At 38.5% G+C, this 12,514-nt stretch carries 6 protein-coding genes; 1 reads left to right on the top strand and 5 read right to left on the bottom strand.

From position 1 onward, the window contains the following. Positions 1-4,423, bottom strand: a 4,423-nt coding sequence (locus HMPREF2846_RS12655) for a YSIRK-type signal peptide-containing protein (RefSeq protein ID WP_141751891.1), incomplete at its 3' end; no start/stop codon positions are given. Between the two features lie 398 nt (positions 4,424-4,821). After that, positions 4,822-6,081 carry a putative glycoside hydrolase gene (locus tag HMPREF2846_RS12650; RefSeq protein ID WP_371099761.1) on the bottom strand — a complete coding sequence of 420 codons (1,260 nt, stop codon included), beginning with the start codon at positions 6,079-6,081 and terminating at the stop codon, positions 4,822-4,824. 237 nt (positions 6,082-6,318) lie between these two features. Between HMPREF2846_RS12650 and HMPREF2846_RS12645 the strand changes: the two genes are divergently transcribed. After that, positions 6,319-7,347 (top strand): DNA-3-methyladenine glycosylase family protein, encoded by a 1,029-nt coding sequence (locus HMPREF2846_RS12645; protein WP_070626776.1) that lies wholly within the window; start codon positions 6,319-6,321, stop codon positions 7,345-7,347. A gap of 62 nt (positions 7,348-7,409) precedes the next feature. Here HMPREF2846_RS12645 and HMPREF2846_RS12640 read toward each other — a convergent pair whose 3' ends face one another. The 3 genes from HMPREF2846_RS12640 to HMPREF2846_RS12630 all read right to left on the bottom strand — a co-directional run bounded on the left by HMPREF2846_RS12640 (position 7,410) and on the right by HMPREF2846_RS12630 (position 12,509). Next, complete coding sequence (locus tag HMPREF2846_RS12640; protein WP_371099762.1) at positions 7,410-8,669, bottom strand: anaerobic C4-dicarboxylate transporter family protein; 1,260 nt, start codon at positions 8,667-8,669, stop codon at positions 7,410-7,412. Between the two features lie 242 nt (positions 8,670-8,911). Beyond that, positions 8,912-10,846, bottom strand: coding sequence for a catalase (locus tag HMPREF2846_RS12635; RefSeq protein ID WP_070626779.1), 1,935 nt, complete (start codon positions 10,844-10,846; stop codon positions 8,912-8,914). A gap of 340 nt (positions 10,847-11,186) precedes the next feature. After that, complete coding sequence (locus tag HMPREF2846_RS12630; protein ID WP_002480045.1) at positions 11,187-12,509, bottom strand: APC family permease; 1,323 nt, start codon at positions 12,507-12,509, stop codon at positions 11,187-11,189. Between the last annotated feature and the right edge of the window lie 5 nt (positions 12,510-12,514).

Here is a 12,514-nt window from a genome sequence, read left to right as displayed (position 1 = left end):
CTTGTGGTTCGATACTCTTAATTGAAACAGATTCGCCTTTTTCACCAGTAGCACCAGTTGCGCCTGTATCGCCTTTATCTCCTTTAGAGATGACTGCTTGTGAACCGTCACTGAAATGAACGACTGTATTGCCAGCTGCATCTTTATCAGTTTTTGTGACTGTTAATGGCGCTGCATCTTTACCAGCTGCACCTGCATCACCTTTATCTCCTTTAGGAATAGTAACGTTGCTGCCATCACTAAAGTGTACAACTGTGTTGCCGTCTTTATCCGGAGCAGAACTTTCTACAGTTACAGATTGACCATCTTTACCTTTTGGTATTGTGATAACATGTCCATCACTGAATGTAACTTTTGTATCTCCAGTTGGTGTTGTTTCAGTGTTTGTGATAGTAACTGAAGTACCATCTGCACCTTTTTCACCAGTGGCACCAGTTTCACCTTTGTCCCCTTTAGAAACAGTCGCTGTTTGACCATCACTGAAGTGGATGACTGTATTACCATCAGCATCTTTAGTTGTGCTAGTTACTGTAAGTGGTTTAGCGTCTGCGCCGGCTGCACCTGTGTCACCTTTCGCACCTTTTGGAATTGTTAATTCTTTACCATCTGAGAAGACTACTTTTGTATCACCATTGGCTTGTGGTGTGATACTTGTGATTGAAATTGAATCACCTTTTTCACCTTTCTCACCAGTAGCTCCGGTAGCACCTGTTTCACCAGTCGCACCTTGTGCACCCGTATCACCTTTGTCTCCTTTAGAAATAACGGCTTGTGAACCATCACTAAAGTGTACAACAGTATTTCCAGCTGCATCTTTATCAGTTTTTGTGACTGTTAATGGTGCGGCGTCTTTACCAGCTACCCCTGCGTCACCTTTATCTCCTTTAGAAACAGTTGCTGTTTGACCGTCGCTGAAATGGATCACTGTATTACCTTCAGGGTCTTTTGTTGTTTCTGTAACTGTAAGAGGTTTAGCATCCGCACCTGCTGCGCCTGTATCACCCTTGTCACCTTTCGCACCCTTAGGAATTGTTAATTCTTTACCGTCTGAGAAGACTACTTTTGTATCACCATTGGCTTGTGGTGTGATACTTGTGATTGAAATTGAATCACCTTTTTCGCCTTTAGCACCTGTTTCACCAGTTGCACCTTGTGCCCCAGTATCACCTTTGTCCCCTTTAGAGATTGTTGCGTGAGAACCATCACTGAAGTTCACAATTGTATTGCCTTGTGCATCTTTAGTTTCACCAGTCACTGTTAATGGTGCAGCATCTTTACCTGCGGCACCTGTTGCGCCTGTGTCCCCTTTATCTCCTTTAGGAATTTCAAGTTTCTTACCGTCTGAGAATGTTACTTCTTTATTTCCATTAGGAAGTGTTTTAGTTTCAGTAATTGTAACTGAAGTACCATCTTGACCTTTAGGAATTTCGAATGATTTTCCATCAGTAAAGGTTACTTTTGTTGTACCGTCAGCTAATGTTTCGATTTTATCGATTCCAATAGATGTACCGTCTTTACCCGGATCTCCTTTAGCACCTTGAGCTCCTGTTTCACCACGGTCACCTTTATCTACAGTAATTGTAGAGCCATCACTAAAGTGAACTAATGTATTACCTTGACCATCTTTTTCAGATGAAGTTACTGTTAATGGTGCAGCGTCTTTACCTGCGGCTCCTGTTGCACCTGTATCACCTTTGTCCCCTTTAGAAATCGTTACATGCGAACCATCACTAAAGTTAACGACAGTATTACCTTGACCATCTTTTGTTTCACCAGTCACTGTTAATGGTGTGGCGTCTTTACCTGCGGCTCCTGTTGTGCCTGTTTCACCTTTATCGCCTTTTGCTCCTTGAGCGCCTGTGTCACCTTTATCTCCTTTAGGGATTTCAACTGTATTACCGTCTGAAAATGTTACTTGTTTATCACCATTCGGTAAATCATCAATTGAAACTACAGTGATTGATGTTCCAGGTCTTCCATCTCTACCAGCTTCGCCTTTTTCACCTTTAGGGATAAAAATTGAACTGCCATCTGAAAACTCTATAGTAGTACCAAGATCAGATTCAGGAGTTGCAACTACTCTAATTGAATCACCTTTATCTCCTTTTGGGATTGTGACTGTTTTACCGTCAGTAAATGTAACTAGAGTGTCACCATTTGGTAATTTCGTTTGGCTTTTAACAGTGATTGAATCACCCATCGGACCTACTGGACCTCTATCACCTGGGTCTCCCTTTGGAACAGATACTGAGTTATTATCACTAAAGGTAACTTTAGTATCACCGTTTGGTAATCTTTGAGTATACTTAACAGTTACAGAAGTACCATCTGCCACAAAGAATTCACCAAGTTTTTCACCAGTTGCTTTATTAGTGATTGTTACTAAAGTACCTGGTTTACCATTTTGTTCTGTTTTCAAGCTAGAATAGGCAAGTTCTGGTGTATTACCATCTCTCGGCACAATTGTTTTGCCTGGTAAACTTGTATTTCCATCCTTAGCAGTAATTGCTGAAATAACTTCACCTTGTTTTAATGGTGTAGCTAACGTTTGAGTGAATTTACCTTGTGCGTCTGCTGTTGTTTGATAAGTCGTAAGCCCTACTGTAATTGTTACAGGAGCATAAGGCATTGTTTCACCTGTGACAACAGTCTCTCCAGATAATTTCGGATCTACAACAGGTGGTAAAATAAAACTATTAGCTGCATCTGCAGGTGCAGCCACGCCTAATTCAATTATTTCAGGAATTTCATCTTTAATTTTTGTTTCAGTTTTAACAGTATTACCTAATTGAACATTTTTGTAGTACCAATTTGTGCTAGTAATTTCTTTAACACCATTAACACCTTGTCTTGCTACACGTTGTGTACCAGCAGGAATTTTTGTTGATGTTCTATATTCTTTAGTAAAAGGAATCGCTTCTTGGATTTTTTGATCCTCTTGTCTGATATTGAAATCAACATTACCATCTAAAACAATTTCCATTTTTTCATTGAAATAGTTGGCTGTTGAATATGGATCCGGTGTTGAACTATAGTTACTTCCATTTGGAAACATCATTACAAATCCATCTACACTTAAATTCCCGTTCCAGTTTTTAACTGGCAAGCTGAATTTAACATCCGCATACCCGTTATTTTTAATTGCTGCATCAGTAATAAAAGGACGGCCATTTAATGCATAACCTTCCGGATAACCAGGTTTAGCTAGACCTTCTTTTAACACTGAATTTGAAGGTTTTCCTTCAGTAGTACCGACCATCTCTACGATTGCTGGAATGCCTTCTCCGTCTGTTGGTAATTGGAAAGCATCACCAAATCTAAATCCACCTAAATCAATAGAGTGAGTTTGTCCTGTATCAGCTGCCGCATAATATTTAATCTCAAAGTCCATTTTATTGTTAACTCTGTCTGGTTTAGCTGTAACAATATAATGCGCCGGTTTTTGTCCCATAAACGTTTTACCGTAACCAGTGATGATGATTCCTCTTTCTGGATCAATTGAAGCACTTGCTTTAAGTGCACCGATTGCTTCAGGTGCTGAAGCGTTTACTGGAATATCTATATTTGAAGATGTATTAGTATCACCCACACGACTTGTTGTAGGTGCTGAAATTTCACCTTCAGTCGGTGCATTAGGATCATCCGCTGCTGCACGCACCGCATACACTGTATATTTAGATGTTTGTTCATTGGCATACTCAATGCCTGCACGTAGGATATCTTGGAATAAATCTTCTGCTGATACTGCATTATAATCAACATTTAACTTACTTAAGATGCCGTTTACATCTTGTGCCTTATATGTTTCAGATAATAGATTACGGACTAATCCTTCTTTATCTGATGAGTGTAAATATTGTTCTACAAATTCAACAGGTGCTTTTGCGCCATCGTTTAAGCTTGAGTAATCTACTGTACTTTCAGGAACAGTGTTTACTTGTGCTGTTTCTGTAGTTTTTACTTCATTAGATGGTGCTGTTTCTTTTGTCGTTGTGTCAGCTTTAGGCGTCGATTCAGTTTGTGAAGTTGCCTCAGCTTTTTCTACTTTTTCTGCTTGAACACCTTCTTTATTTGTAGGTGCTACTTGTGCTGTATTATCGGAAGGTTTTGCTTCTGATGTTGCAGCTGCTTGATTTGATTCGTTTGCTGGCTGTGCTGTTGAAACTTCTGGTGTTGTTTGTTGCGTTTGAGTTTCTTGGTTTACAACAGGTGCCTCAGCTGGAGCTGCTTGATCTGCTCCGTGTTCGGCAGGTTCCTCTGCTTGTTGTGCATCAGTTTCTGCTGCTTCTGCGTCACGGCTTGCGCCGAACAATAAAGTAGTTCCAAGTAAAATAGAAGCTGTACCGACTGTAAACTTACGAATTGAATATTTATTATGAATATTCGGTAAGAAGTCTAAACGCTTGTTGCCTGATTTTTTCATGATGTCCTCCGTTTAGTACTTTTGTACATAAAATAATAATGTTTCAAAATGTTTGTTTTTCTCTCACATTCGACTCATTATAGCAAAGTTTTTTACCATTTAGTATAGCAAAACTTAATTTTTAGTGAGTTTGTTCGTGTTTGCACATCTAATTTCACTCAAATTTCTAATTAATCCATTTTCAGCCTCAATTTTTGACAATATTTTGTATCACAAATTAATATGTTCTTAAAATTTCTCTTTAATTCGTGTATACTATCTCGAAATAATCTATATGACTTTTCTACGCACATCTCATAGTTATTAATTTTATGTATAAGAAATATTCATCATCAGTTTCTTAAATTAGCATAAAAAGAACTGAACCTTCCATTAAAAGAAAGTCCAGTTCTTTAATTTTATTGATGATCTTTTTTGTCTTGATTATCTTCTTTCTCTTGCTTATCTTCATTTTCTTTTTCTTTAGCTTTTTCACTCTTTTCCGGTGAATAGTTCACACCTTGAGTATATTCATTTGAAGCATCCCAAAGTAAGAACTCATTGATACCGTGGTCACGTAATGCTTGAATTTGATCAGACACCGCTTCTGCATCATAATTCTTATAATTCCCTGCGCCTAAATAACTTGCAGTGAAATCTTGCAGCCAAGGACGTGTTTTCGGTTTATGGTCTGCTTTCTTCAATACATCTGATTCTTTCTCTAAGTACTTGTCTACTGTGTTATAAGGTTCTAAGTCAGGATGCTCAATCCCAAAGTCACCAGGGCTCCAATGTGATGGATATATCATAGAAGAAATCACATCTACATTCTCCGCAATTTTAGGGAAACTTTGACCAATACCCGGTGCTTCTTCTACTGTCGCAGAGTAACCAAAGACGTCTGCAGAAATTTGCGCATCTAAAGGATGAATTTCTTTACGTGCTGATTTTAAGAACTGCGTAATACTATCAACACGTTGTTGTGTATTATCCATATCATCGCCTTTATATTTACCATTAGAATATACTAAATCTTTGTCCATATTTTCAAAGCCTTCTGGGAAGCGTACATAGTCGAATTGTACTTCTCTAAATCCAGCCTTTGCTGCTGCTTTTGCGACATCAATATTATAATCTCTGACTTCTTTTTTGAATGGATTTAAGAATTTATCACCGCCATCACTTTCCCAAACTTCGCCATTCTTTTCTTTAAATGACCAATCTGGGTGAGCTTCCGCTGCACGTGCATCTTTAAACGTTACAACTCTGGCAATCGGATAGACATTGTTCTTCTCTAACGTCTTCATTAATTTTTTAAGGTTGACCATTTCAGTTGTATTCTTTTGAATCAGTTTATTATCTGAATTCAAGTCCATGGTAATATTACCTGTATCGTCTTTAACATCAATCACCATAGCGTTCAAATCTGTATCGTTAATCATTTTGATTAATTCATCAAAACGTTCACCTTGAAGGGTCCCAGGTGTCACATAAATTCCTTTAACCCCTTCTTTAGGGTATTTAATTTTATTTTTATTATCGTTATGCTTCTCTGATTGTTGATGTTCTGCGGACTTGTTGTCATTCTTTGAAGTTGAATCATTATTACCGCATGCTGTAAGGATCAAAGTACTCGCTGCAGCTATAGTCAGCACGCGTTTCATCAATTTTATCGTCATCCCTTCATCATAAATCAACAGTTATAATTATTTTATACATTTCATGAGTAAAAATAATAAACTATCATCACTATTCTAGCTTAACGAAATCGTTGATAGTTGGCAATGAAATTCCTGTTTCTATTTAAAATCTAGCGAAAATTGATTTCATCACGCATTTATTGATGAAACAAAACACCTTTAATTCACTTGTGTATATGGGTATAGAAGAATAATACGTTATTTAGGAGAATGATTATGCGGCTAAAATTGACTACACTCACACATTTCTATTATCAATTACCAGAATATAACCTGACAGAAGTCGATGACAGTTGGTATCATCAAACCTTACACCTTCACTTTTATTACCAACCACCCTATGCATTTGAAACACTACTTCAATTCTTAGATCGACGGTCAATTCCAGGTGTGGAGTCTGTATGTGATGATACGTATTACCGTACAGCACTACTTCGATCTGAATCACATACATTTAAAGGTTGGATTGCGGTTACACAAGATGATGAACAAAATGCTTTAGCACTCACATTCAGTGCGAGCCTCTATCCTGTGTTATCTCAAATCATTACACGCATACGTCATCTCTTCGATTTAGATTATCCTCCACAAGCATCAAGAGAAGTATTGAAGGCTTCATGGATGGATTCAAGTACCAGAATGCCAGGTGGCTTTGATGGTTTTGAGGTCAGTGTACGTACAGTATTAGGACAACAAATTACGGTACAAGCTGCGACGACGCTAGCCGGTCGTTTAGTTCATGCCTTAGGAACTCCCTTTGTCTTAGATTTACCTGGTTTATCTGCTTTCTTCCCACCTGCAGAGACACTCATTGCGGCAGGTAAAGCTAATAGTCTAGAAGGCGGTAAAGGTATCAGCGATGTTTTAGGACCACTTGGTATTACAGGCAGACGTGCTTCAACCATTGAAGCCATTGCTCGTGCATTAGTTAATGGAGAAATTCAGCTCAAACCTTACCCAATATGGAAAGATAAACAGATAGATACAGAAATCATGACTCAAATTGAAGCTGAAATGAAACGCTTATTAGCTATCAAGGGGATCGGCCCTTGGACTGCACATGCGATTGGTATGCGTGCTTTAGGATATCCCGATGCTTTCTTAGAATCTGACATTGGTATCATCAAAGCTATGAAAGCTTTATATCCTGAGTCAGAAGAAGTCGAAACTTCAAAAGGCCGGTTAGCTCTCGCTGAAGCTTGGCGTCCAATGCGCAGTTATGCGGTTATGAATTTATGGAAATAAATGATACAAAAACGTCCTCCACTTTGAAAAATACTCAAATTGGAGGACGTTTCTTTTATGAATTAATAACCAAGCAATGCTTTAATACTAAATCCGACAATCACAGAAACTGTAATCGCAAAGAAGCCAGGTAATATAAAGCTGGTTGGTTTCGTTTGTTTCGTTTCATCTAAATCTACCGCAAATAATAATGTTGGTTGTGCTGGAATGACGAAGTTAACATTTAAAGTTTGCGCCATCGCAATAAAGTACATCGGCGGCACACCCATACTCATTAGAATCGGCAACATAATAGATGCTGTCGCTGATTGTGAAATCACCACAATCGTAACGAGTGAGACTAATATAATCACAAGCCAAGGCACTTGTTGAATCACACCGCCGATTTGTTCTGTCATAATTTTTTTATTGCCAGGGGCAGTGAAAATCGTCGCACCAAGCCAACCAGGTCCAAGTACTGCGAATAATGCCCCAATCGCAGATTGTGTAATATGACTATCCAAAATATCTCTCGTATTTAATTTAACTAAGACTAAGTTGATTGCGGCACTCATATACATAAAGAGCTGCACAATTTCAGTCGTTTCAAGTTTAACTGTTTCTCCATTGACTTTAAATGTCGGTACTAAATCTGAGAAAATACCGAACATTAAAATTAACCCGACCCCTAATAAAAAGACCAAAACACCTAATTTCACACGAGGCGAAAATTTCGTTTGTAGCGGCTGTGCTTCAATATCTTCCATAATATCTGTCGCAAATTGGCTAGGATTCATCTTACGACTTCTTCCGACTACTGTACAATAAACACTCAGTGCTAACATACTAATAATCGCTGTCGGCATAACGATAGATAGGTATTTGCCCATCGTGACACCTGTCACTGCCAATGTCGCAATAATATAAGCCGTCGCAGAAGCTGCTGGACTACATAATAATGCTAAGTTAGCCGTTAACACAGATGCTGTTAATGGACGTTTCGGTTGAATCCCTGCACGTGTCGCAGTTTTAGCGATAATAGGTTCTAGTGATAAAGCAATATTTGTTGTCCCGATACCGAAGACAAAGATAAAGACAATCATGGGTGCGATAAAGATGATAGATTTCGGATAACGTTCAATCACTTTAGAAGCAAGGTAAACTAAGTAATCAATACCACCTGTAGCTTGTAAGGTTCCACCCGCAATCCCAATGGATAAAATAATCAATACCGCTGTAACAGGTGCTGAACCTGGCGGCAGACCAAAGATAAAAATCATGATCAGCTGTGCCACAATTGCGAAGATACCGCAACCCAGCGCACCTGCCTGCCGTAACCCCATCAGTATGGCCAGAATCATGATAATAATTTCTGTGATAAATAGAAACATTTTAACTCCTCACTTTAGTATCTCTATATTGTGAAAAAGATAACATAGTCCAGTTTATCACGATTGCGTCACAATTTGGTAAGTCAAAATTACTAAAATATGAAAGTTTAGTGAATACAATTTTCTAAAATAACAACTTATAAATATGTATAAAAAAAGCCCTGGCACGTAGCCAAGGCTTTAAATATTGAATACTATGCTCTATCCCAATAACGTACTTGATCAAATGCTTTCACAATTGTTTGTGGATCATCTGATACAAAGATACCAGGCGCATCTAATTTCACTTTACCATCTTGTAAGTCTTTAGAAGCCGCTTCATTAAAGATAATTGGTTTCTTATGCTTATAAGATAACGCCGCAAACTCTTCAGCATCTGGAATTAAACCATTGCCATCTGACAAGATGACTAAGCTGTCGAATAATGTCGCATGCGCTGTATCATACGTTTCATTGATTGAGATATCATCAGACAAGTCTTTTTGTTGCTTGCCGACAAACGCATAGTTTAAACCATGCTCTGCGAATGTTTTCGCATAATTTTTCAATGTTTCTGCGTCAATATCACCGTTCACTAATACTGCCACTGAGTGACCTGGTAATGGACGGTCATATTTTTCCATAGTCAATTGACTGTCTTTCTTATCTGATTTTACTTCTTCATTTTCTTCTGGTACTTGTACACCCACATTGTCTGCGACACGTTCAGCTAATTCACGATCAATTTTATTTAATTGATTCACTGCACGTTGACGCACATCCATGCTTTTACATTTACCGATTTCAAATGAGAAGCCATCCACTGTATGGTCAAATTCAGGTTTTGTTAAGCTGTTCAGATATAGTTTCGCTTGTGAATAGTAATCTTTGAAACTGTCACTGCGTTTACGGATTTTGTGTCCTTCTACTTTTTCAGGATAGTGTACATAACCGCCTTCTGCTTTTGAACTTGTGAATGGGCAGTTGCCTTCTAAAGCATTCTTATGATAAGACGTTTGACCTTCATGAATGTTCATTTGATGCATCGCGTCACGTTGGTTGTTACGTGCTTTATTCACAGGACGGTTGATTGGAATTTGGTTGAAGTTTGGTCCGCCTAAACGTGAGATTTGTGTATCTGTGTAAGAGAATAGACGTCCTTGTAGTAATGGGTCATTTGAGAAGTCGATACCTGGTACGACATGACCTGGGTGGAATGCGACTTGTTCGATTTCATCAAAGACATTATCTACATTTCGGTTCAATGTCATTTTACCAACGACTTTAACTGGCACTTCATCTTCTGGCCAAATTTTTGTCGGATCTAATAAGTCGAAATCAAAGTCGAATTCTTGGTCTTCTCTTAAGATTTGCAAACCAAGTTCCCAAGCTGGATAGTCACCTTTTTCAATTGATTCATGTAAATCTTTACGGTGGAAATCGATATCTTTACCTTGTAAGATTTGCGCTTCATCCCATACAAGAGATTCTAATCCGTGAACTGGTCTCCAATGGAATTTCACGAAGAATGCTTCGCCTTGTGCATTGACTAAACGGTACGTATGTACACCGAAGCCTTCGATTTGTCTAATATTCTTAGGAATACCACGGTCACTCATTGCCCATACTGCAGTATGTGAAGTTTCTGGATTTTCTGCGAAGAAGTCCCAGAATGTATCGTGTGCTGTACCACCTTGTGGTGTTTCTGTATCGGGTTCAGGTTTAACTGCATGAATTAAATCCGGGAATTTGATTGCGTCTTGAATAAAGAATACAGGAATATCGTTACCGACTAAGTCAAAGATACCTTCATCTGTATAGAATTTCGTCGCAAAGCCACGTACGTCTCTGACTGTATCTGGTGAACCTTTTGAACCTTGTACCGTTGAAATACGTACAAAGACAGGTGTCACTTTGTCAGGGTTTGTGAGGAAGTCTGCTGAAGTATACTCAGATAAATCTTCATAAACTTGGAATTCACCATGTGCACCAAAACCACGTGCGTGAACGACACGTTCAGGAATTCGTTCATGGTCAAAATGCATAATTTTCTCACGGAAATGGAAATCTTCTAATAGACTCGGTCCTCTTTCACCTGCTGTGAGTGTTAATTCATCTTCACTGACTTTCGTTCCATTATTCGTCGTCATCGGCTCGCCTTCATGACTTTTTCTGAATTGGTCTAATTGTTCTTGCTTTTTGTTTTTAGCCACACAAATAACCTCCTATATATTAAGTCCTAATTATGAGTTTCCCGTTTCATTTTAAACAAAACACTTTTTGTTTTTGAAGATAATTTTAATACAAAATTTATAAAAATTTACAATCGTATTCACATGTTTAACACGGTATGTTTTACTATTAGTTCAAAATCCTTTTTTAGTGATAGAAACAAAAAGGAAGTCACTTCATGACGCTGACCATGAAAGACTTCCTTCTTTAATTTGAAAGGTATAAATATAGAGGGTGAATGAATTTTAGAATACTAACTTATGACTTTACTTGTGCTTTCTTATAATAATAAATTGGAATTCCTGCTAAGGTCACGACAATCCCGATGATTGCCAGTACAGGTTGTGTAATTAATGTGTTAATTAATACGAATATACCTGCCGCTAAGGCAATGATTGGAATCACTGGGTACAACGGCACACGGTAAGGTCGTTGTAATTCAGGTTCTCGTTTACGTAAAAGTATGACCGCTAGGAAAGCCATACAATAGAATGTCCAAATAACGAAAATCAACATGTTCGTAATCGTATCAAACGCACCTAACAACATCATTATTGTAGCGATAACCAATTGAATGACACCGCCTAACCAAGGTGTATCTGATGGCGTTAAGCTTAAGAATGCGCGTTTAAATGGTAATTGATCGATTTGTGCCATCGCATAAGGAATCCTCATGCCTGTCATCGTATAACCGTTCATGGTACCGTACACAGAAATCAAAATACCGATAGTGATAATCTTGCCGCCGCTTGCGCCGAATAGAATAGATGAAGCATCACTTGCGGCATTTAAGTTACCTACGATATGTTCAATCGGCAAGGTCATTAAGAACGTTGCGTTGATTAATAAATACACAACCATAATCAAGCCAATACCTAAAGCAATCGCGCCAGGTAAATCTTTCTTAGGATTTTTCATTTCCCCGGCAATATTACCGACATGAATCCATCCATCGTATGCGAACATTGTCGCAAGCAAGCCGCTTCCAATCGCTTCAAACCAACCAGAACTTGTACCATTCACCACTGGGAATAAAGAGAATGATACTTCGCTGCTTTGGAAGAAGCCGAATAATACAATCATCGCAATTGGGATTAATTTAATTACCAACGTAATAGATTGGAGTAATCCGCCTGCCTTTGATCCTAATAAGTTGATTAACAACAATGTTAACGCACTCATAACAGCGATAGGCACTAAATAAATAATGTTAAGATGAAACAAGTTGATAATTTGCGTACCGAATATAATCGCCAGTGCGGCTACGTTTGCGGGAAAATAGATGAACCCTTGTGCCCATCCAGATAAGAATCCCCAGAAGTTGCCATACGTATATTCGATATATTTTGTCAGACCACCTGTTTCAGGAATGGCAGCTGCTAACTCAGCACCTGTCAAACCTGCACAAATGGTAATGAGACCTCCAAGGAACCAAACTAACATTGCCATACTCGTTGAGCCGGTCACTTCAGTGACACTGGAAACTTTGAAGAAGACGCCAGCACCGATTACCGAACCCATAACGAGAGAAAGTGCAGCAAAGAAACCTATATTTTTCTTTAAGGCTTTATCACTACTCATCAGGT

The sequence above is a fragment of the Staphylococcus sp. HMSC056G08 genome (genome assembly GCF_001812305.1).
Taxonomy (GTDB): domain Bacteria; phylum Bacillota; class Bacilli; order Staphylococcales; family Staphylococcaceae; genus Staphylococcus; species Staphylococcus simulans.
This window is presented reverse-complemented; position numbering and strand designations above follow the sequence as displayed.

Excerpts from the sequence above, each read along its gene's own strand:
- HMPREF2846_RS12650 (WP_371099761.1), bottom strand. The coding sequence starts at position 6,081 with ATGACGATAAAATTGATGAAACGCGTGCTGACTATAGCTGCAGCGAGT.
- HMPREF2846_RS12645 (WP_070626776.1), top strand. The coding sequence starts at position 6,319 with ATGCGGCTAAAATTGACTACACTCACACATTTCTATTATCAATTACCA.
- HMPREF2846_RS12640 (WP_371099762.1), bottom strand. The coding sequence starts at position 8,669 with ATGGGGTTACGGCAGGCAGGTGCGCTGGGTTGCGGTATCTTCGCAATT.
- HMPREF2846_RS12635 (WP_070626779.1), bottom strand. The coding sequence starts at position 10,846 with ATGACGACGAATAATGGAACGAAAGTCAGTGAAGATGAATTAACACTC.
- HMPREF2846_RS12630 (WP_002480045.1), bottom strand. The coding sequence starts at position 12,509 with ATGAGTAGTGATAAAGCCTTAAAGAAAAATATAGGTTTCTTTGCTGCA.